At 55.6% G+C, this 20,402-nt stretch carries 29 protein-coding genes; 5 read left to right on the top strand and 24 right to left on the bottom strand.

Annotated elements, in window-relative coordinates; genetic code table 11:
- Window position 1: 1 nt before the first annotated feature.
- Entirely contained in the window at window positions 2-487 is a 486-nt protein-coding gene (locus IE151_RS01070; RefSeq protein WP_189486944.1) for a VRR-NUC domain-containing protein, read from the bottom strand.
- Window positions 484-690 carry a hypothetical protein gene (locus IE151_RS01065; RefSeq protein WP_189486942.1) on the bottom strand — a complete coding sequence of 69 codons (207 nt, stop codon included), beginning with the start codon at window positions 688-690 and terminating at the stop codon, window positions 484-486. The genes IE151_RS01070 and IE151_RS01065 overlap by 4 nt, the downstream gene beginning before the upstream one ends.
- Before the next feature lie 456 nt (window positions 691-1,146).
- Here IE151_RS01065 and IE151_RS01060 point away from each other — a divergent pair, with 456 nt between their 5' ends.
- From IE151_RS01060 to IE151_RS01050, 3 genes are all read left to right on the top strand, one after another.
- Entirely contained in the window at window positions 1,147-2,412 is a 1,266-nt protein-coding gene (locus IE151_RS01060; protein WP_189486940.1) for a Y-family DNA polymerase, read from the top strand.
- Between the two features lie 271 nt (window positions 2,413-2,683).
- Entirely contained in the window at window positions 2,684-3,322 is a 639-nt protein-coding gene (locus tag IE151_RS01055) for an SOS response-associated peptidase (RefSeq protein ID WP_189486938.1), read from the top strand.
- Window positions 3,319-3,498, top strand: a complete 180-nt coding sequence (locus IE151_RS01050) for a hypothetical protein (RefSeq protein ID WP_189486936.1) — start codon at window positions 3,319-3,321, stop codon at window positions 3,496-3,498. The genes IE151_RS01055 and IE151_RS01050 overlap by 4 nt, the downstream gene beginning before the upstream one ends.
- Here IE151_RS01050 and IE151_RS01045 read toward each other — a convergent pair.
- The 5 genes from IE151_RS01045 to IE151_RS01020 form a co-directional block, all read right to left on the bottom strand.
- Window positions 3,495-3,794 carry a hypothetical protein gene (locus tag IE151_RS01045; protein WP_189486934.1) on the bottom strand — a complete coding sequence of 100 codons (300 nt, stop codon included), beginning with the start codon at window positions 3,792-3,794 and terminating at the stop codon, window positions 3,495-3,497. The two genes, IE151_RS01050 and IE151_RS01045, sit on opposite strands and share 4 nt — an antisense overlap.
- Window positions 3,795-4,224: 430 nt before the next feature.
- Complete coding sequence (locus tag IE151_RS01035) at window positions 4,225-4,608, bottom strand: hypothetical protein (RefSeq protein WP_189486930.1); 384 nt, start codon at window positions 4,606-4,608, stop codon at window positions 4,225-4,227.
- A 70-nt stretch (window positions 4,609-4,678) separates the two neighbouring features.
- Window positions 4,679-4,987: a hypothetical protein gene (locus IE151_RS01030; protein WP_189486928.1), complete on the bottom strand. Its 309-nt coding sequence runs from the start codon at window positions 4,985-4,987 to the stop codon at window positions 4,679-4,681.
- Window positions 4,987-5,154: a hypothetical protein gene (locus IE151_RS01025; RefSeq protein ID WP_189487626.1), complete on the bottom strand. Its 168-nt coding sequence runs from the start codon at window positions 5,152-5,154 to the stop codon at window positions 4,987-4,989. The genes IE151_RS01030 and IE151_RS01025 overlap by 1 nt, the downstream gene beginning before the upstream one ends.
- A 152-nt stretch (window positions 5,155-5,306) precedes the next feature.
- Window positions 5,307-7,490 (bottom strand): bifunctional DNA primase/polymerase, encoded by a 2,184-nt coding sequence (locus IE151_RS01020; protein ID WP_189486926.1) that lies wholly within the window; start codon window positions 7,488-7,490, stop codon window positions 5,307-5,309.
- Window positions 7,491-7,542: 52 nt separating this feature from the next.
- Between IE151_RS01020 and IE151_RS01015 the strand changes: the two genes are divergently transcribed.
- On the top strand, window positions 7,543-7,776 hold the full coding sequence (locus IE151_RS01015) for a DUF982 domain-containing protein (protein ID WP_189486924.1): 234 nt from the start codon (window positions 7,543-7,545) through the stop codon (window positions 7,774-7,776).
- Here IE151_RS01015 and IE151_RS17665 read toward each other — a convergent pair.
- Window positions 7,773-7,994: a DUF6511 domain-containing protein gene (locus tag IE151_RS17665; protein WP_244636557.1), complete on the bottom strand. Its 222-nt coding sequence runs from the start codon at window positions 7,992-7,994 to the stop codon at window positions 7,773-7,775. The two genes, IE151_RS01015 and IE151_RS17665, sit on opposite strands and share 4 nt — an antisense overlap.
- A 208-nt stretch (window positions 7,995-8,202) precedes the next feature.
- Between IE151_RS17665 and IE151_RS01005 the strand changes: the two genes are divergently transcribed.
- Window positions 8,203-8,949, top strand: a complete 747-nt coding sequence (locus IE151_RS01005; RefSeq protein WP_189486920.1) for a hypothetical protein — start codon at window positions 8,203-8,205, stop codon at window positions 8,947-8,949.
- A gap of 15 nt (window positions 8,950-8,964) precedes the next feature.
- Here the strand turns inward: IE151_RS01005 and IE151_RS01000 are convergent, their stop codons facing one another.
- From IE151_RS01000 to IE151_RS00925, 16 genes are all read right to left on the bottom strand, one after another.
- A complete protein-coding gene (locus IE151_RS01000) occupies window positions 8,965-9,783 on the bottom strand; it encodes a methyltransferase (protein ID WP_189486917.1) in 819 nt (272 codons plus the stop codon).
- Window positions 9,783-10,352: an MT-A70 family methyltransferase gene (locus IE151_RS00995; protein ID WP_189486915.1), complete on the bottom strand. Its 570-nt coding sequence runs from the start codon at window positions 10,350-10,352 to the stop codon at window positions 9,783-9,785. Before IE151_RS00995 ends, IE151_RS01000 begins: the two co-directional genes overlap by 1 nt.
- Window positions 10,353-10,693: 341 nt before the next feature.
- Complete coding sequence (locus IE151_RS00990) at window positions 10,694-11,401, bottom strand: hypothetical protein (RefSeq protein ID WP_189486914.1); 708 nt, start codon at window positions 11,399-11,401, stop codon at window positions 10,694-10,696.
- Window positions 11,402-11,434: 33 nt separating this feature from the next.
- A complete protein-coding gene (locus tag IE151_RS00985) occupies window positions 11,435-11,689 on the bottom strand; it encodes a hypothetical protein (protein ID WP_189486912.1) in 255 nt (84 codons plus the stop codon).
- An 8-nt stretch (window positions 11,690-11,697) separates the two neighbouring features.
- On the bottom strand, window positions 11,698-13,443 hold the full coding sequence (locus IE151_RS00980; RefSeq protein ID WP_244636556.1) for a DEAD/DEAH box helicase: 1,746 nt from the start codon (window positions 13,441-13,443) through the stop codon (window positions 11,698-11,700).
- The gene (locus IE151_RS00975; RefSeq protein ID WP_189486910.1) at window positions 13,440-13,904 is read right to left on the bottom strand and encodes a sigma-70 family RNA polymerase sigma factor; all 465 of its coding nucleotides are present in this window, start codon (window positions 13,902-13,904) and stop codon (window positions 13,440-13,442) included. Before IE151_RS00975 ends, IE151_RS00980 begins: the two co-directional genes overlap by 4 nt.
- A complete protein-coding gene (locus tag IE151_RS00970) occupies window positions 13,904-14,878 on the bottom strand; it encodes a PDDEXK family nuclease (RefSeq protein WP_189486908.1) in 975 nt (324 codons plus the stop codon). Before IE151_RS00970 ends, IE151_RS00975 begins: the two co-directional genes overlap by 1 nt.
- A gap of 1 nt (window position 14,879) precedes the next feature.
- On the bottom strand, window positions 14,880-15,941 hold the full coding sequence (gene dnaN, locus IE151_RS00965) for a DNA polymerase III subunit beta (protein WP_189486906.1): 1,062 nt from the start codon (window positions 15,939-15,941) through the stop codon (window positions 14,880-14,882).
- Between the two features lie 55 nt (window positions 15,942-15,996).
- Window positions 15,997-16,749 (bottom strand): hypothetical protein, encoded by a 753-nt coding sequence (locus IE151_RS00960; RefSeq protein ID WP_189486904.1) that lies wholly within the window; start codon window positions 16,747-16,749, stop codon window positions 15,997-15,999.
- Between the two features lie 61 nt (window positions 16,750-16,810).
- A complete protein-coding gene (locus tag IE151_RS00955; protein ID WP_189486902.1) occupies window positions 16,811-17,011 on the bottom strand; it encodes a hypothetical protein in 201 nt (66 codons plus the stop codon).
- A 5-nt stretch (window positions 17,012-17,016) separates the two neighbouring features.
- Window positions 17,017-17,577, bottom strand: a complete 561-nt coding sequence (locus IE151_RS00950; protein WP_189486900.1) for a DUF669 domain-containing protein — start codon at window positions 17,575-17,577, stop codon at window positions 17,017-17,019.
- 14 nt (window positions 17,578-17,591) lie between these two features.
- Window positions 17,592-17,741: a hypothetical protein gene (locus IE151_RS00945; protein ID WP_189486898.1), complete on the bottom strand. Its 150-nt coding sequence runs from the start codon at window positions 17,739-17,741 to the stop codon at window positions 17,592-17,594.
- The gene (locus IE151_RS00940; RefSeq protein WP_189486896.1) at window positions 17,741-17,941 is read right to left on the bottom strand and encodes a hypothetical protein; all 201 of its coding nucleotides are present in this window, start codon (window positions 17,939-17,941) and stop codon (window positions 17,741-17,743) included. Before IE151_RS00940 ends, IE151_RS00945 begins: the two co-directional genes overlap by 1 nt.
- Window positions 17,941-18,708 carry an ATP-binding protein gene (locus tag IE151_RS00935; protein ID WP_189486894.1) on the bottom strand — a complete coding sequence of 256 codons (768 nt, stop codon included), beginning with the start codon at window positions 18,706-18,708 and terminating at the stop codon, window positions 17,941-17,943. Before IE151_RS00935 ends, IE151_RS00940 begins: the two co-directional genes overlap by 1 nt.
- A 52-nt stretch (window positions 18,709-18,760) precedes the next feature.
- Complete coding sequence (locus IE151_RS00930; protein ID WP_189486892.1) at window positions 18,761-19,501, bottom strand: hypothetical protein; 741 nt, start codon at window positions 19,499-19,501, stop codon at window positions 18,761-18,763.
- Window positions 19,501-19,770: a hypothetical protein gene (locus IE151_RS00925; protein ID WP_189486890.1), complete on the bottom strand. Its 270-nt coding sequence runs from the start codon at window positions 19,768-19,770 to the stop codon at window positions 19,501-19,503. Before IE151_RS00925 ends, IE151_RS00930 begins: the two co-directional genes overlap by 1 nt.
- Between the last annotated feature and the right edge of the window lie 632 nt (window positions 19,771-20,402).

Genomic DNA, 20,402 nt, shown 5'->3' with positions numbered 1-20,402 from the left:
CCTACAATAGCCAGCCGCGAACAAGCTCAACAGCCTGCCTTGCAGCATCTTCTTCCGTGACCGCCCTGATGACGGCCTGCTTATCGAAGCCGAGAGCCGCCAACAGCGGATGTCTCGCCTCCTGCGCCGGCAATAGCTTCGCCTTGCCGACCTTGTTTTCGATCAGTCCAAGCCGACCCCCGAACATGTAGATGCGCAGATCATGTTCACCGGGCGTCATGCCCGCAGCGATAGCCTCTGCTCGGGCCTTCGGGCCGCGCTTGGCGGCGTTCTGGTCGCCTGCCAGGGTGAACATGCCCGGACCCACCGACCTCGCTGTGGCGGCGTATTCTGGTAAAGCTCGCAAGGCCCGCACCTGAGCCGCCTGTAGCTCCCACTCCTTCGGCAGAGCCGGCTTAGTGGTGACGCGCCCGTTTCTTGTTGTAAGGACCGTTCGTACGCCGTTGATGCTGACGGTCTGTCTTGTGGTCTTCGTTGTGTTGGTCATGACTGCACCCGGTAATGGGTGATCTGCGCAGGACCGGCAAAAGGATGCCAGTAGCTTTCGTCCGGCTTGTGCGCGTGGCCTCGCCAGTGTCTGACCGACTGTCCTTTGATCTCGGATCCGCAGGCCATCTTCACATCGACTATCGTGCCGAGCGTTTCTGGATATGGGCACTCATCGCTCCACGTCCATTCTTTCAAATCCATACATGCCCTCCTTCGTAATTGGTCACGCTCTAGAAGACCAAGCGAAAGGCAAAAAGTGCTACATCGATTTCGAAATTATTTTCGGAATGGCAAACTAGGTTGTTTTTTGACACCCCAAATTTTTCAAAAGTGCGCACTTCTCAAAACCCGAGAACTACGCACTGCGCGCAACACTGCGTAAGTATACATAGAGATACACTTACGCAGGTATTGCAGCGCGTAAACGCGCAAGTCTTTTTGCCATTTTCGAGACTTGCGCACTATAACTTGCGCAGTTGCAGAAACTACAACCTAACCCGCTTTTCCGGTTGTAATCCAACCCTGTGCATCGCCACAATTGACCGTCTTGACAGTTCCGAAGAATAAGAACATTTAAGGAACACAGAGCAAGAAAGCTCGTTATCATATCATCGAATTTCAAAGCGCGTTGCGGCCGCGCCAAGGGAGAATTATGCGGTGCGCAAACCAGAAACAATCGAAAGACTTTACCTCGACTTCGACGGCTTTTTCGCCTCGGTCGAGCAACAGGCGGACAAACGACTGCGTGGCAAACCGGTCGGCGTCGTGCCTTACGAAGGCGGTGTGCGGTCGTCGGTTATAGCCGTCAGCCGCGAAGCCAAGATGTTCGGCGTGAAGAACGTCATGTCGGTTGTCGATGCCAAAAAGCTATGTCCGGACATGGTTCTGGTCGTGCAAAAGCCCGATCTGTACCGCCGCGCAAACAATGCCATCCTTGCTGAGCTCGAAGCCATCATACCTATCGACGCGGTAAAGAGCATCGACGAGCTTACGTGTGTGCTTGACGACGAACAGCGCGCCGATCCGGAATTGCTGACGTATCGCATCCGCGCACGGCTTCGCGAAAATATTGGCCAGTTCATCACCTGCTCCGTGGGCTATGCGGCCAATCGGCAACTCGCAAAGATGGCGTGCAAAGCGGGTAAAAAGAGTGAAGGACGGTATGGCAGCGGCCTAGCGATATGGCACCCGCAAGAAGCCGAACAGCACCTGTTTAAGGTAAAGCTCGATGACGTGCCCGGCGTCGGCAGCAACATGTTCCGGAAGCTGATGAGGTTCGGCATCTACGACACCGAGATGCTTTATAACACGCAGCCGAAGCAGATGCGCAAGATATGGAACAACGTCACTGGCGAGCGCCTCTGGTACGCCCTGCACGGGTATGACATCCAGGCACCAGAATCGCAGCGCGGCGCATTTGGACATGCGCGCGTCTTGCCGCCAGAGGCGCGGTCTATGACTGCCGCATATGAGATAGCCCGCCTACTGCTGGTTAAGGCTGCTCGCCGGTTGCGTCGTGAAAACTATTACTGCTCCGGCCTTTGGATTTGGCTGTCGCTCCGGCAAGACGGATGGACGCGCACGATGAAACTGCCGATGGTCAATGATGACCAGGCGGTGCTTTCAGCACTAAAACAAGGCTGGGATATCGCCTTGCGCGATTTGGGACGCACCACGACACCATTCCGTGTCGGCGTGACGCTGGTGGACCTCACGCCAGCTGGAGAGCGCCAGACCGACCTTTTGTTGGCCGATGACGTCGAACGTCAGCGTTGGGAAAAAGCAAGCGCTGCTGTCGATGCGTTGAACAGCCGCTATTCCGGCACTGTCGTGTCGGTCGGTGACTGGAAGCCTCCAAAAGGCGGAAATGTTGGCGGCAAGATCAGCTTCACCCGCATTCCATCGGCAGAGGATTTCTGGTGATGAGCAGGAGCAACTGGAAGGCCGAACTCCAGCTGCGCGACCTCGACGGACATCAGAAGCTTGAACTGACATGCAAGGAGTGCGGCCACGTCCGTACTGTCGTCGTCAGTGATGCGATGGAATCCATGCCAGGCTGTCAGCTGTACCTTGACGAGATTGAGTCACGAGCAAAGTGCAAAAAGCGTGGATGCAAAGGCCATGTAAGGCTAGCATTGCTGAAGAGCCGCGATACGAGTGCGTTTGTTGGCGGATTGGCTTGAGAGGAACGAGGATGTGCAATCTCTATAACGTGACCAAAGGCCCGCAAGCTATTCTCGAGTTCACGCGGACGATGAACAATCGCACGGGCAACATGGAGGGCGGCAAGGTCTATCCGGACTATCCGGCGCCGATCGTTCGCGAAGGCGCAGAGGGCCGTGAGCTTGTGCGTGCACGTTGGGGCATGCCAACCCCGCCAACATTCCTTAAAGGCAAGCACGACAGCGGCGTGACAAACATCAGGAACACCACCTCGCCGCACTGGCGACGCTGGCTCGGTCCGGAAAGCCGCTGCGTTGTGCCGGCCACGTCGTTCTCTGAATACGGCAAGGTTCGAGGTCCTGATGGCAAGCTGCCATTGCATTGGTTTGCGCTGAATGAAGACGCTCCGCTGTTCGTCTTCGCAGGCATCTGGACGCAATGGACTGGCAAGCGAAAATCAAAGGAAGAACCTGCGCAGCATGAGATATTCGCGTTCCTAACTACCGAACCCAATGCAGTGGTTGCGCCAATCCATCCTAAGGCGATGCCTGTGATCCTGACGACGATGGAAGAAATAGACGTATGGCTCCGCGCTAGCTGGGATGAAGCGAGAGCGCTACAGCGTCCGCTTGCAGATGATGGGCTTGTTATGATTGGAGATGCGGCTTGAGCGACGAACCCGGCACAACATCAAAGACACCATCTGGCCTTTATGAACACTATTGCGAACATCCTGGCTACAAGGAATGGGGCGCTTTCGGCTACGGTCGCGGCAAGCCTTCTTGGTTCTGTTATGAGCATCGCGATATGGGCGAAATGTTGCTCGGTATGACGCGGCGGAATTAGTCTGAGAGAAGCCCGAAACGCATGCAGTTAGTTACGAGCCTGGCGGCCTCCCTATTGCCAGCAAGCTTGCCGCCGTCCAAGCGCATCACTGTCAGTCGACACCAAGCCGAAGCCATGTCTGTTTCGCCGGGGTTAGCATTGGCCAGTTCGAATATCTCGTCACGGTCGGCTTTGTTTCTGGCAGTGGCGGCTTCCACTCGCGCAACTTGCCGAGCGCGTGCCTCGTACTCACCCCAGAAATAATATCCAACGAACGCGATGACTGCGATGCACGCAGACGCTACCAGTGCTTTCATGCGGATGCCCTCTACCCAAGACATGCATAAAGGAAGGCGTGTCAAACATAAAGAAAAACCCGCCACCTCATGAGAAGTAGCAGGTTATAGGTAGTTTTATGGATTTTTCGTATAACTATTTAGGCCAATCCTTTGGTCGGTATCCTTCGTCATATGCCGTCATAAGCATCGCAACGTGCGTCGGTATCGGACGCGGGTTCTTGTCGCGCTCATAGGTACTGACCGTGAGCGCGGCTGAGTATTGCAGGACATGCGAAAGCTGGGCCTGCGTAAGGCCCAGCCTCTGTCGTATGGCACGGAATTCAATGTTGGTCATTTGACGGATAGCCATGCACTCCATCAATGTCGATTCCGTCATTTGGTCAAGATTGCGCGTTGCTGTGTTGTGCGACCAGACCGGGGTAAGGGTCGGGAAGCGGGGTGGGTGGGGTTAGGGTTGGGAGGTGGTGGCTAAGACGCATTCAAGTGCATCGGACGCTTTTGAAAGCCCGTCCAAAAACTCCTGGTGATTGCGTCTGATCTGGTCTGTATCTAGCTTTTCGAGAGGCTTACCGGAGATCAAAGCCTCGGCTCGTTCATCAAGCCCGATTGCCTTTAATCCGCATGGGGTTATCTCAAACCCGCCGCCGTCAGAACCAAAACTGCATCGCTCAATCCACATGCGTTCTTCCATGCGACTCATTACCAGGTACTTCCCGCGCTGAGTGACAGCCATAGCCTTGTAAAAATCACCGCACCGGAGCTTCCCAAGATCACTAGAGGCGAGAGCTTCAAGCGCCCGCCTCATTGCTGGTGTTGGCTTTGGGTCTGCCATCTTCCCATTCCTCTCGTTGTGTCTTGCGGGCCACGCGAATACTCAGGGGCGCCGTAAGCGTTGGTGTGGTTTAGGCTGCGTCGCCGGTGGCTTTGGCGATGGCGGCTAAGGCGTCCAAGGCTTTGTTACCGCAGTCCTCTAACAGAGCGGGTTTCGGTAGCCATTCGGAGTGATTGATACCGGTAGGGCCGCGTTTTGGGTGAAGCTGAAAAGCGTCTCGGTAAAATTCTAGCGCTGGCGTCGCTAGATCGTTGAAAGCGACGAGCTTGTCTAAGCACCGCGCTACGGCGTTTATGTCATCGTCCCAATCGAGAGGCTGCTGCCGTAGATAGGCCAGAAGATCTCTCGCCAGTTCAAGATCGGTCTTAACGTTCTGCATCACGCCACCTCCCGAACCCGTCCGGTCTGTTGACCGAGGATCATGATGGCTGCGACAGCGGAGAAATCGTTCGCTGCTTTGGCTGCGGGGACTATGGAGCGGAGAACATCGAGCGTTGCCTTGTCTGTGGTGTAGCTCTTGCCGTTCATTTCGAAGGTCTGCGTCATCCCATTCTCCTCAGTTGCGCGGTCTCCCGCTGTTTCACCGCAACCAGATCAGGCAGAAGCCGTCTTGCGTGGTTGGTGCATTATATATAGGCCAATTAGCCTACTAAGTCAATTAGCCTAGTAAAGAAATAGGGGCCGAAGCCCCTCTTTTTTCACGCCGCCCGCATGAACGTCGTTACCTTCCTTTGTATCGGATCTCGATCCTCGACCTTCTTTAGCATTCCTTCTTTCGTCAGAGCCTTAACTACGGCGACGACCCGGCGCTTTTCGGTTTCGTCCTCCAGATCAAGGTCAAGCGCGTAGGCGACAGCCTTGCCGACCCAATCCTTCGCCTGCGGCGCTTGTTTATAGGTTCCGCCATTGACTGCGCCTCGGATCGCTTCGCGCTGCTCGGAGGTCAGCTCTTCGATCATCTCTTCAGCGGTTGGCCATTTCCATTGCGCGACGACCGGCGCATGGTCTTGTGGCTGCGCCAGCCCCTGTCCATTTCCAAGCGCCACGCTATCGAGATGGCGCCAGTCAAGTGCATGCGATAGCGGTGACAGGTTGCTCTTGCCATATGCGACAGAGAAATAACCGAACCGATCCGCCTCATTAAGGCCCGCTTCTTTCGCCTGATCTGATGACATGCGGTTGAGAACGCGCACCGAGCGAGCCGCACCAATCAGCGACACCGCTCCGCGAGCGTCTTCGACCGTCGCCTCCCGATCCGACACCTTGCGCAGATGGTGGACAATATCTATGGCGCAATTTGTCTTGTCGGCGATTTGCGCCCACAACTTTGCAACCTTGTCGATTGCACCGTTGTCGTTTTCGTTGACGCCGTGCGTGGAAACGAACGGATCGACAATCATCACGTCGATCTTGTAGCGCGTGATTTGCTCGACGATGGCCTCGACAATTGGCTGCTGCATACGCACGCCGGCCTTCTTGTCTTCGACAGCGACGACAAGCTCCTGCTCGCGCCCGCTATCCAGAAACAGATGCCCCTCAATGTCTTCTGGTTTCAAGTTATACCGAATACAGGCAGCCATGATGCGGCGCTCCATTTCGTCGCGCGGATCTTCTGCATTGAAAACCCACACATTGAGACGGCGCTGTGGCTTTGTCCCAAGCAGCGGCTTGCCGGATATCATTGCCAGCGCTTCGGCGATGCTGAGCGATGTTTTACCAAGCCCACCAGGCGAAACGGTCACGGATACGTACTTGCGGATCAAGTGTTTTCCGTAAGCAAACTCGCGGCGCGGCAGGGTTTTCGGGTCGATCCATTTGAACGCAGTGGCGACGATTGCGCCCTGCGGCTCGTTGTCGTTTTCGGCTTCTAGGTCTACGCTTTCCGGTTCGCTGCTGTCGTTTGCTGCATCAATTGCGGCGGGCAATGCATTATTCTGCATAGTCTCGACGCGACCCTTCGCCAGGCCGTTCGCAATCATGCGCGTGATATCCACCAGGCGCGTGTTGTCCTGCGTCACGACGGTTGATTCCGGTATCGACCGGGGCTGCGCCATGCCAGCCTTTAGCCCGTTCTCGATGGTCTTTGCGCAGCGAACCCAGTCCCGGCCCCATCCTCGCGCCACGTCTTGCAGCAAGGCACGTGCCTCGCTTTCCGACAGAGCTCCCGCACCGACGAAAGTGCCAAGTGCAAATGCAGCATCATTGAGCGCGTTATTGCGACCACCCATGGGCGTCGACGCAAGGTCTGCTAGCTCCTTGTTTACAGCGGCGTCAACATAGGCGTTATTGGTGACTGGCTTAAGGTCGTACGTTGTGCGCTCCGGAGCAGACTTGGCCAAAAGCAGGTCTAGGAGCCACGCAGGCGCGTCTGCAATCTCGCGAGTATCATCGAGCCATTTATATTCACGACCGCCGCCCATGACGCTGCCAGCGGCCAACACGTAGCCGCCTTCGGAGCGAATATCGACGCCTGCGCCAAGTGCTCCGCGATTGCGCGTGCCTGGTACGTATTTAAAGTAGATATGCTCACCGCCGTTTGGTGAGACGACTCGCGCGGTCTTTGGCAGCGGACCATGTTCCGCCACCATTTCATCGAGCCATTCGAAGCCATTTGCTCCGCCCGGCTTGTTGTCGACGTCCAGCACGAAAAAGCCCGTCGCCGAGCCGGTAGGCAGGCCAATGGCCGCGTCTGGATATCGCTCCTCCCACCACTTGCGGATAATGCGCTCCATCTTGGTCGCGCCTTTGAAGCCGTTGCTGGTCTTCGGGGTTTTTGGCGCAAGGATTTCGCCTGTGTCTGGATCGATTTCCTCATGCGATCTACATGGAAAAACCGGCCAGCCTTGGGCGGCGTAGGAAAGGGCGAGATTAAGATGCGACAAGGATGGCCTCCTTCGTGTTGTCGTTTGCCGCTTGACGTGGCACAGTCGAGTAATGCGTCATTGGTTCAAAACTCCTGTCGCAATCTGGGTCGGCAGCAACACAAAGCGCGTCGTTACGTCTGTTGAAGAAGCGGCCCGATTGATCTTGGAAGATAAAGGTTGGTCCGCCATTGACACGATGGCGGCACGAACGGCGCTTCTTGCAGCTATGGAAGGCGGCTCGATCGATGACGCGCATCGCGAGTTCGTCCAAGCTGCCAAGAAGGCGGGCTTTCTCGCTGATTAAAAAGGCGCCTCGCCCTTCGCGATAACCGATCGAAGCCGATCGGCACTGCCTTGCCATGCAGCTTTAACGACCATACGCGCCTCCTCTTCGCTCATGTCTGCTAGATCGGTTTTGCCAACCTGCTCAAGGTAGCTACCGACGGCATCTATGCCGCCGTCGAGAGCCTGAAGTTCGTACGGATCGAACCGTCGCACGTTCTTGATGTGCTCGACGATCATCAGGCATTCCTGACAAAGAAAGCGCGGATCATCACCGGGACGGCGAAGCTCGCCGATCCCGATTCCAGATGCATGTTTGCCGCAGCAATGGCATACAGCAGGCGTGTTGTTTACGTGTGAAGGCGTGAAGGTCATGGGGACAAGCGCTCCCATATATTGCGCGTGTATTCTTAAGCTGGCATCGTCCCTACCGATTGAGGGGTGGAAGATGCTGCGTTCTTGGAGGCAACTGCTTTTCGCTGTTGCGGTTTTTTACATTGTCACAATGGTCTTTTTTGTCTGGCACCGATCAACTTGCGGGGCGTTCGTAGCTTGTTTTTTGGTTAGCTATAATCTCTTTGGCGATTTCGTACTTTTCACATGGTTAGAGAAGTATCAGACCCTTGCGGCTGGAGTGTTGGCTTTGGCGGGTGGCGCGGCGACTGTTTATGCGGCTCACATAAACACAAGGCACTTGAAGGATCAGGCATTTGTGAATCTTCGCAATGAGATTATCGCAGACGCCAATTATCTATCTGAGTTGTTTCGCAGGATTAGCAATGCGTATGATAGCAACCTTCCAGGCATGGTTGATGGCTGGGATAAAGCAACCACCTCCATCTATAGTCTTTCAAAGGTTCACCGCGAATTTGCATCAGATTTAATGTCGCTGCATAATTTTCTTAGTACTGCTGATGAAAATTATCCTTCCCTATTATCCCAGTATAGGGCTGCATCGGCAGTTGCTAGTCATGTACTCGACGACATAGTGGGCCACTACGAAGACTCAAAATCGCCCTATCATCGAAACCCCATTCCTGCGACCACTCCTTTGATTCGCCAATTGCGCACTGAGTGCCTCCTTTACCGTACTGCTTCTAATAATGATAAGGCCAGCATCCTCAGAGGCATGGACCCTATGAATCGCTATGTGACATTTACTGATCAAGAAAAGGCACGGATATTGGCGGAGTAATTTAGGTTGATGGCATCATGCTGCCTCACCAAACAATGATAGCTGAGGTCGATTGTCATTGGCCGCAACGGGCATTGGCGCAGGATCTGCCGCTATCTGCTCTTGTTCAAATTCAACACAGACGATTTCACACATTGGCGACACACCCTTCCAATCGTTGATGTAAAATGACGTGTCGATCCCGCATCCAGATTCAAAGTGAAGCCCGGTTAGTTCTTGAAACTTAACCGCCTTGCCATCCTTCTGGCGCTCGTAGTTCTTACGGCCAGAATAGTTGAATCCGGCAGACATCTGCGGGACGATGAAACAACCGTAATCTGCAAGATGCGCCGCAATGTCGATGACGTGAAATTCGAAATCCTCACCGGTGTAGCGCGGACTGTTCTTTTCTCGCCGGATGTTACCGAAAGGTGGGTTGCTTATGGCTGAGTCAAAGCGGCCTAAACCCATATTCAGCACATCCAGTACGTCGGCTTGAATCCATGTCGCCTCCGGCAGCAGTTTCTTGCCAACCTCGATATAATCAGGGTTTCGCTCGACGCATGTGATCTGCGGACGGCTGTCATAAAAACGACTGCGCTGCCAAACTGCGTAAGACAGCATGCCGATACCTGCACAAAGGTCGATAATCCGTCCACCGCCAGCGTCTATTGCAAAGTCAAAAGCCATATCAAACGGCGTGAAGAACGCGCCAGCCTCGCCGTTGACGTGGTTAGCCCCTTCATTCCAGTTTCGATAGACGAATTCCTTATCGTCTTCAGTCAGCACGTCTTTGGTAAGAAGGTCGCACGCTTGAGCATGCGCCTTCGCTTGGGCTTTAGTAAGCTTCGCCATTAAGCGACCCTCGCCTGAACAAGTGAATTATCGTTCGCCGCTTCAAACTTGCTGACCTGATTGCCCCAAGCGGTCCATCCGCTCCATGCCTGACGAGCGAAAAGTTCTAAGTAAGGGCCGTCAACTAAGCGCTCGATTCGCTCATACTGCTCGTCCGGTTTTCGGCTATGCTCACGGCGTGGCGAGCGGATCAATGACCTTACTCCTTTACACTGACGACGTGGCTTGCCGCGCTTGAACAGATGGCAGATTTCGACTTCTTGTCGTGTCCAGTATCCCATTCCCATGCGGCCCTTGTCCCAAACGAAGGCCACGCTCACGGGGCGGAACCCCCAAGCCTCGGCGACGTCGAACGCCTCGCGCTGTAGGTGCGACACGGTCCACATGAATAACAGGCAATCCTTCGCTGCCACCTCGCCAACCGGAAGCGCTTTGATGTCAGCGAGAGACATGACGTCGTAAGGCTGAGCGCCGCGGGCCGGTGCAATATCTGTTTTGCTATAGGTTCTGAACGCCCACGGCGGATCAGCAAGGATCGCGCCGTAGCGCCCTTCTGGTAGCGTATCCATTTTAACTCCTCTGGCGCTGCACTAGGCAACACCCCGCGATGGATGGTATTGTTCAAGTATTGGCAACAGGAACCATAAAATGAACATTGGATATGATGATTTAGGGCAACCAAAAGAGCCCGGCGAATACAGGTATAATGGCAATACCTACGAGGCAAAATCGAAACACATTGAAGCCTGGCAAGAAGACGCTTCAATTCGCTTCCATGTAACCCAGTTTGGCGCTCTGCAAGGACCAAAGCGATTAATTCTTAGTTCGCGTGTTTACTAACCCTGCCCACGCCAGACCGCTGGTTATTCGGTCTGGCGTATAATCAGGCTTTATGCGGGTTGGCGTATAGTCAAGCCGCCCTCTTCTCTTCCACGACCGCAAACCCCGGTACGGTTCGCAGCCCTGCTCGCACAGCTTCGTCAGCGATCTGCTGCACCAACTGCTCAAACCGCTCAGGCGCACGCTCGTAGGCCCAGTCCAAGGCCGCGTTTGCATCCTTCAGTTCAGCAATCCAGACCGTCCGCAAGCCGGTGCCAGTCGTTGCAGCCTTATCCTGGCGACGAGCAAAGCGTTCGACCTTCTTGGCCTCAGCCAGCAACTCTTCCGCCTTCTCGCGCTCTTCCAGATTGCCAGATGATGCACGAATGGCCGCTTGCGCCTCGGCAGCAATACGATCAGCCTCTTCGCGCGCCTTGCGGGCTTCCTCAGCCTTCTTGCGCTGAACTTCAGCTCTCCACTTTGCCAGGATGTCGCCTAGCGCTGCCTTGGCGCGATCGACCTTGCCTTTCTTCGGCTGGACGTACGGATTGAACTTGTCCTGCACCGCAGCGACCTTATCGTCCCACGGCTTCTTTTCAGCCTTACGCAGTTCGTCAGCCTCTTTGCCGGCCTCATGGATGCCATCATACAGCTTGGTGACTGCGTCGTGCATTTCCTCCGACGTGATGGGCTCACCATCGGCCCAGTTCTTCGCCTCTTCGTAAAGATCGTCGATCTTCTGGAACACTTCGAACTCTGGCGGCGCGCCGTTATGGCCAATCGTTGCTGCTTCGGTCATTTGTAACTCCTCTGTGGTGTGGTGGTGGTTGGGTCAGCGCGGTTGATTGTTGGTGGCTTTAGCTCCACACCAATCTTGCCCCTTACGCACATAAAGCGTGATGACCCAGTTGTCGTCATATGTAGAACGGACGTGTTCAATGATGCTGCTGACGCTACCCACGCCGCCTTTTTCTCCGTCAATTCCATGATCAGTCGCGTCGTAAAGCGTCAGATCATCCAGAGGCAGTTCAATTGCACCAGTATTAGTGTTGCGCGCCACTATGATTGCATGTTCGCTACTCATCATTATCTCCTTCAAAATGGAATATAGTCCTCATCCATTTCGTGTCCGATCCCGCCTCGGTATGCAGGCTCGTTGTCATTGGCTGCTTCCGGCGCATTGTCGTTTGCAGCACCGGCGCGGTGGTCTTTCACCTCCCAATATTTGCCGCTCGGCTTCACGCTGATTTCGGCAGTCGTCAGTAGCTCGCTCTGCCGCTCCAGCCACTCCATCACGGTTCGCGGAAACGGACGCTGACCGCCGTGCTTCGACCAGAACCGATCGGCTTTGCTGCGGGCGAAACCTTCGTGCGCCGGGCATAGCCATTCATTGATTGGCGTAAGGCCAGCCATATATGTGCACTTCACGCTGTCCGGCTTTCCGGCCTTACCTTCGTGGAAGTAGAATGACCGCGAATTGACTTTGCGCCATTCTGCGTCAGCCACCGACACAATCGGCGCGTCAGCTGCGTGGCGGGTTAGCTTTTCGTCCTCGTTAGGCGGGAAGTCGTAACCGCAGCACGGACATTTCATCAGCGAGATATGAACCTTCTCGCCACAGCCGCCATCGTCCTGCGGGCAAATTTTGATTGGCGGATCGCCATCACCTTTGCTCGGCGACTTCGGCTCCACCATATCGACCGGGCCGTGACGATCTACCAGCTTTGCGAAATCAAGCACTAGGCAATTCGGTTTCGGGCCAGCCTTGATTGCGGCGATGCGTTCATCGGCTGTCGTCAGAGGCATGCCCTTTTTGTAGAGAACGCGCGTGCCACGACCAGCCATCTGAACATACAGTGCCAAGGACAGAGTTGGGCGGCAAAACGCAATTAAATCAACGCCCTTATGGTTAAATCCCGTAGTAAGAACTGAGTTATTCGTCACACACTGGATCTTGTATGATTTGAAATCCTCAAGGATGCGTCGACGCTCTTCTTTTGGCGTGTCGCCGGTCACAGTCTCGCACGTAATTCCTCGGCTCCGGAACTTGTCTCGCATGTCGATAGCAGCATCGACACCCGCACAGAATGCCAGCCAGGAACGACGGTCAGCGCCCTTCGCAATGATCTCACTGACTACCGCATCGTTCAACTCCGGTGTGTTGATTGCCGCTTGCAGTGCGTTCTGCTTGTAGTCGCCACCGAGCCGGCCGACGCCTTTCACATCGTATTCGGTCGTGGTCGGCTTGCTGGTCAGTGGCGTCAGGTAACCGTCTCGGATGCCATCGCCGACGCCGTATGTATAGACAACTTCGTCAAAGAGACGGTCGTCGCCTTGATCCAGTCGACCGCTATCCAGCCGATATGGCGTTGCCGTCAGACCCAAAATCTTAAGATCAGGATTCACTGCCCTTAGCGCATCGATGAACTTGCGATACATCGTATTACTGTTGGTCGGAATAAGGTGGCACTCATCAACCATCAGAACATCGATATGGCCGATTGTCGCCGCCTTGTTATGAACCGTCTGGATGCCGGCAAAGATGATCTGGCTCCGTGCGTCCTTCCGCCCAAGGCCTGCCGAGTAGATGCCGGCCGGCGCGAACGGCCAGATTCCCATCAACTCCAGATAGTTCTGCTCAATCAGCTCCGCGACGTGCGTCACGACCATAATGCGCATGTCCGGCCAGCCCTGTACGAGGCGACGGATTAGTGACGACATAACCAAGCTCTTGCCGCACCCTGTGGCAAGATCGACAAGTGGATTACCTGGCTCGCGCGTCCAATAGTCAAAGACTGCATCCTCTGCGTCCTGCTGGTACTCTCGCAGCTGCAAGGTCACGCCGCCCTCCGATATTCCTGCACAATCTGGTAGACGCGCTTGCGGCTTACGCCCTCCATCGCGCCGGCTTCCTCGTAGGTATACCCAGCACCAACGGCGAGCATCATGCGCCCCTTGCGCGAACCTGAGAGAGATGCAACGACGGCATTAGCGTCGACGCTTGCCTCGACGTTCACGCTGGCAGCGAGGTTAAGGGGCATTTCGGCGGTCGGGCGTATTTTTCTAATCATCCAATTGCGCTGTGCACGCATGGTCAGCCGTAGCCAATTCATGAATGATGCATATTGAACTGCCACCCTCCAACGTCGGAGTGCAGCCAGTAGTGTCATCGCTACCAGTTCTTCTGCTTCTTCACTGTTACGGGCCAATTCTCGCGAGATTTTGTGCAGAAAAGGAAGGTGCGCGACCAGCTTGTCATCGAACTCGCGCGGCCTCTGGTGGTTGTCATTGGCGGCTTCCATCACGCGGCATCCTTTTTCGGTTGGTTATCGTTTGCTGGTGCGCCATCGACCCAGATATCGCCGTTGGTCAGCCGGTACGTCACAGTCTCCGCGACCTCGTCGCTGTCGATCTGCTCGCCGGGCACTAAGGACGGCAGGTAAAGGTGGGCCGCACAGCCTGCCTTTTGCTCATCGAGCGAAAGTGGCTTGCTGAACCGCGAACAAGACCAAGAGCCGCCATCCTCCGGCGACGAGTACAAACACGTCCGGCAATTCGACCGAGGCCATGCGCCGTAGTGGCAAATGCTCTTATGCTTGCACCACCCGCACGCGAAGGCCATTTTGGCCTCCGGGTCTTCGTGCAACTTGGCAGGCGGTTCGTGTGCCGCGATGATGCGCTCTGCCCTTGCTATCATGCGCAGGCAGTATTCGACGTCATAGTGAATGCGCTCGGCGTAGAGCTCGTCGTTGTCCTTGCAGACGGCCAAATAGATTGCCCTGTCGCGGCCGCGAGCATGCATGTACATCTGCATCTGACCGTAGTGCAGCGGCTTTGACTTCTGGACGCCGTCCTTCTTTAGAGCGGTGAAGCTCTTGATGTTGTGCGACTTGATTTCACCTACGTGCCAGGTCTTCGGAGCCTCCGGCAGCCCAAGGATTTCGGAATCGAGATAGCCGCCGACATGGCCGCCGCATAACTCGATGCGGATTTGCCGACCGTCCCCCTGATGCGAAACGACCTCGCAGCCGATCATGCGCAGGTTGTCGATCCAGCGCTCTTCCTCCACGACGCCGGTTTCGAAGATGCGCAATGTGCGGCCGTTGATGAACTCGTGCGGCGTGGTCCAACGGAAATCGAACCATAGTTTTCTGCCACACTCCTCAGCGATCTGGCTTGCCGGGATGGTCTTGCCGTCCCGCTGCTCGTTGCGCTCCTCATAGGCAGCATAGATGGCACTGACAGTCGACGCTTGGGGCTTGGGCAGCGGGGCCATTTTAAGACACCCTCATCGGCATAATGACCAAAGTCAGACCGTCAATGCCGCCGCGCACCAAGGCGGGCGCCCCTGAATCGGCGAGGTTCATCGTTACTTGACCAGCAGGTAGAACGCCGAGAATGTCGCGGACGTATTGAGCATTGAAGCCGACTTCCATTGGCTCGCCGCTGTATTCGGCCTCCACATCATCCGTTGCCGATCCGGCTTCGGGATTATTGACCGTCAGCGTGATCTGCCCGCTGGCAATGGAAAGCTTAACTGCGCGTCCGCGCTCGCTACTGATGGTGGAAACACGGTCAGCGGCCGCCATCAACTCGTCACGGTCACAAGACACTGCTTTGTCGTTGTTGCGAGGTATGACGCGCTGGTAGTCTGGGAACGTGCCATCGATGAGTTTTGACACTAGGGTAACGTCGTCGGAAACGATACGTATCTTGGTTTGCGACAAAGATACGCGCACGGACCCCTTTGGCAAAATCGACACCAGCTTGCGCGGCAGGATTACTCCGGTGAACTCGCCAGCATCAGGACCCATGTTACGCGCTAGTCGATGGCCGTCCGTTGCAACTACGGTCAGCTTACCTTCGATGACATGCAGGAACACGCCGTTGAGATAAAAACGGGTTTCTTCAGTCGATATTGCAAACGCCACCGGAGCAACGAGCGCTGCAAGATCGATATCGAAGTCGACGCTGAAATCGGACTGCGGGAACGATGGGAAGTCGCTTGCAGGCAGGATCGGCAACTGAAAGCGGCTGCGACCAGATTTGACGATAAGGGTGGCATCTTTCTGCTCAAGCGACACGTCGCCGGAACCAGCCTTCTTGACGATATCGTTGAGCATCTTGGCGCTTACGGTTAGTTCGCCGTCGACGGCATCCAGAACCGCGATGCTCGCAGACGCTTCGATATCAAGGTCATTGCCGGTGACTGTCAGCCGGCCTTTATCTACTGACAATAGGACATTCGACAGGATTGGAATTTTCGATCTGCTCTCTACGACCTTTGTGACCGCGCCCAAAACGCGCGCAAGGTCGGCCTTGGCGATGGAAACTCGCATGGGTTGCTCCTCGGTGGTTTGGTGCCTGCCGTGGTGAGCGGCAGGCAGGGTTGGTTCAGTTGTCGAAGAAGAATGTGGCTCGCACGTTGTTCGCGCCGCCGACCTCCTGCGCGACCTTCAGCAAGCGCGGGATGGTGCGGCTGAAGAATTCGCTGTTGATGGCCTCAAAATATGGTTCGGTCCAAGACACGAGCGTGTATGGCGAGCCGCCAAGAATCTCCCTGAAGCGCTTCAGGTCGCCCGCATCTTCTTGATGACGGTTCAGATGCGCAGAGGCGTAGCGCTGCTCTGGATAGCCTTGTTCTTGGCGCACCTTCTGCCAAGCCGCTTCGAATTCCTGATTGCTGAGATGGAGAACGCTACCGCCGCCAATGCCGCCGCTCCAGCCATTCGGCTTCCCGTAGTCGCGCCACTGAGCCCACTCAATCGGGTTGACCCAACCCTGTTGTTCCGTCACTTGCGTCCAATCGTAAGCCAGCAACTCTGCGAGGGTAAAGTGCGAGTGCGAGTGACCATCTCGTCCATAGTCCTCCATCATCTGGCGATATTCGGGGCAGCAGTCACCAGGCACGCCGCGCGGAGCGTCGATCGGGCTGAACCCTTCTCCGGTTTTTACTCCTGCAAAACCTCGACCATTGCGAATGTCGGCTAGGATGGCGAACAGATTGTATGATCTGCCGCTGTAAAACTGCTTCTTATAGTCGACGGTCTTTCGACCCTCGTCGTATTTGTCATCTTCCCATTCGTCAGCAGTAACCCACTGATCGCCGATCTTCTTTTCGACATAGAAATGGATATCGCATCCCATTCTCACTCTCCTCTTGGTAGAAAAGGGCCGCCGGTGGTGACAGCGGCCCGGTAGTTATGGGTTAGCTGTAGCGAACGCGAGGAAGGTCAAACTCGCGCATGCGGTCGTTCCAGCCGTTCGGTAGCGGGATGCGCGAAGTGGCTTGCGTGGTGCCGGAGAGTTTTTGAATTTTCTCCTTAATGCGCGACCATTGCTCCGCCGTAGGAGGATTGCCGTTCATTGCGGTTTCAAATCCCTCAAGCCACGCCTTGAACTCGTCCACAGTCATTAGCGCTTGACCCACGGACGGCCGCCCGCAGCCTTGGCTGGTTCCGACTGGTTATCATTGGCAGCCGGACGGCGATTGTCGTTTGCTGGTGCTGCGCGTGCCGGAGTTGGCTGAACCGCGTCAATTTCCGGCTGTGGCACGTTGCCTTCATCGGGGAAGAAGTACCGCTTGATTTCCGCGCGGGCTGGGTGTTGACCATCCTTGGAAGGCTTGCCGAGGCCAACCTTCACGGTGAAGGCTCGGAAATGCAACTCTTCCGAATCATCGACCGATTGCAAGCCGATGGCGCGACACAGTGAGGCGAATTGCTTCTGCCCGATCTCCTGCGCCTGAGGGTTTATGTTTTCGAGATTGTAGTTGTTGAAAATCTTACGGCCCTTGAACTCTTCCGGCTCGATAACGACGTTGGTCGTCTTGAGGATGGTGCCTGATCCAGTTTTCGTCTGGGCGACTTCCGACGCCTCGATCTCCAGCTGGTAGATGCCATTCGGTAGTTCGGCATAATCGCGCTGTTCGGTATCGTGTTCCTGCGCGTTGAAGGTAGCTCCAAGTCTTGCCATCGATTGTCTCCGGCTTAGTAGGTGTAGTAGCGGGGTTTGCTGGTGCTTTTGGGCGCCTCGACCCATTCGACCCAGACGTATTCGAGCCAGGCAAGACGCCTGCCTCCTTCAAGCGTGGCAGCCATGACGGGCCACCACGCGAATTTGATGTACGAGCGGAGCATCAGGCGGCCGTCCCACCGATCGATATCCATGTCAGAATGGACTCCGCAACAGCTCCGGCGTAGGCTTTAGGAAGGTAGATCGTGTCTTCTCCCTGTCTAACAACGATAATGTCGTCGTTGCTATTGTGCTTCGCTAAGGTTATTTCTTCCGTCTCATTTTCAGGGTAGAAGCGAAGGCGAAGTTCTAACATTTTCTCCATCACGCCGCCTCCGCCACAGGCCAGTATTTAACCAGCTCGTTGAAGCCCTGCCCTTTGCGATACGGGATTGTATCGGGCATCGAATATCGGTTCTTCGCATTGAAGCCTGCGCCCTCGTTCAAGTGGATCTGACGCTCCTTGCCACCCTCGGCGTGAGCAACCTTGGTTTGGCGCGCTACCTCCTTCTCTTTGATCGACACGCGATAATTCATGAAGGCCACGACGTCCGACTTCTCGCGAACCAAAGCATTTGCGCGCTTATGCAGCTTGGGCTGGTAGCGGCTGTATGGGTCGGTAGTCGGACTGTCGAACCGCACGATTTCCGGGTGCGCCAGCATCACGACAAAGATGCCGTTCTGTGCCAACGCGGATACCGCAGCCATCAGTTCATTCCACTCGGTATCTGCTTCCACGTAGCCTTTACCGAAACCAGCATCCTCGATGCTGTTCAGACCAAGGCGGGCCGACGTTGCGCGCCAAACCAGTGATTCCAACCCATCCAAGCTGTCGATGATAACCGTCTTGCGGTCATGCTCTTCAGTAAGTAGTTCGCCGATAATGTTCAGAAGATCATCGAATGTTTCAATGGTGCCGGGCGTTGCAAGCTCTACGTCCGACGGCGGACGCTCGCCCTCGGTTGCGAGATAGATCGGGTCTGGAAACTCAGCTGCGAGGCTGGTCTTGCCGATACCGTCGACGCCATAGAGAAGCATGACCGGAGGGTCGTTTCTCTTGGTTGATTTGAGCGTTGATAGGCTTACCGCCATTTGTAACTCCTCGTTTGGTGCGACTGGTTGGTGGCCAGCCGCAGGGTTTTGGTTAGGCGGCGCGGAGCACTGTGCGCGTAACCGTTTCCGTCACGGTGTCGGCGATCTTGCTATCCGCAAGAACGAATACGCCGAACTTCTGGCCTGGGAACCTGAGTGCAAGGCGCTCGGCTACCTTAGTGGCGCTAGCCTTGTCGGCATGGACCTTCGGGCGCGCGGCTGGCTTGGCGGCGCCATCTTCTATCAAGGCGACGATGGCTGGCGTGGATAGCGCATATAGCTTTGGCGCCTCCATGACGATACCGCCATGCAGTAAGCTTATCCAAGTATTGCCGATTCGGATGCATCCCTGCGGCGCATCGTCAGCAGGAGAGCTGTCGTTACCGGCCTTCTGCTCATCTACCCATTCGGCGACGAGGTCGATATAGTCGCTATGATCCAAATAGAAATACCGCTCACCGTCGCTGCGCCAGAGCATTCCAGAGCCGCCCTCTTCTCGCCACACGCCCCCATAGAAACGCTTCATCGGCCCGACCTTGAGCCCATCGCGAGTGCGATAGTACTTGCCGGCTTCGATCTTGAGTGGAGCCGGCTTGCTGGTTGATCCAGCAACAGGTACAGGCTCGTATTCGCCGGGATTTAAAAAGAACATGTCTCCTGCGTTATCGATAGTCCATACTTTTCCATCCTTATCGACATGCTTGACGATATATATGCAGCCTTTAATAAAATCGTATTCCGTCACAAGGCACGTTACCTCGTCACCCGGCTTGACGCCGCGCTTCTCAACCATCACGCTACTCCCCTCGTTTTGGTGTTCTTGTCCAGCCGGACGCCCGTGGTGAAATCAACTGGAATGACGTTTTCGCCATCGCCGGTAGGCTCGTATTCGTCGTCCTCAGCCAGATCCAATTCCCATGCGTGAAACACTGCGGCTTGCAGAGTTGGCGACAGACGGACGTAAACAAGAGAACCCGAAAGGCCGATCACGATGCCAAACACATCAGTGTTCATGCGATGCTCGACGACATCGCCTTCAATGAAACCTCTCTCTTCGCTCATGCTGCCTGCTCCAGGCATTGGAGACGAGGCAGACTTACAGAGATGAAAGGCGTAGGCCCGGTGGACCATCCGTCATTGTTCGGGATTAATTTTGTGGTGCGCGTTGATGCGCCGGGAGTTCGTGCAGCAATATCGCTGCACCGAACGGCACTATCGGTTAAGGAAAGTCTCACGACGCCTCCTCGATAAGGCGTTGCATGTAAGCATAGCTGGCGCTATGCCGTTCTTTGCCGGTTGGTAGCCGGAAGGACCGCCGGGACTCGCTCTTGTAGCTCCTCGTCCCGGTCAGTACGAACCCATCAATGCCGCTTAGCGGGTGGTGCCGGGCTTCGGCTTGCGGCATTGGTGGGGTTATCCCGCTGGTGGCGGGAATTTGGTGCCTTGCGGTGTGGGGCACTGTGGCCGCCAGCGCCTGCTAATATGCATGCTGTTGCGCGCCACTAGCCATTGCAGGCTAGCAGCGTCCCAATCTATTCACCTAGGGCGGCACCTCGTTTACGACGGCCGATCTTCTGATTTTTTTGGAAGTCTTTTTCATTATTGAAGCTCCTCGGTCGTGTTGGTGGTCGGTGGCGTAATTGGAACGCTATCTCGCGAGCGCGGAAACTCGCTGGAGGATGTAGTCTGGCATT

Source organism: Limoniibacter endophyticus (assembly GCF_014652835.1).
GTDB lineage: Bacteria > Pseudomonadota > Alphaproteobacteria > Rhizobiales > Rhizobiaceae > Limoniibacter > Limoniibacter endophyticus.
This window is presented reverse-complemented; position numbering and strand designations above follow the sequence as displayed.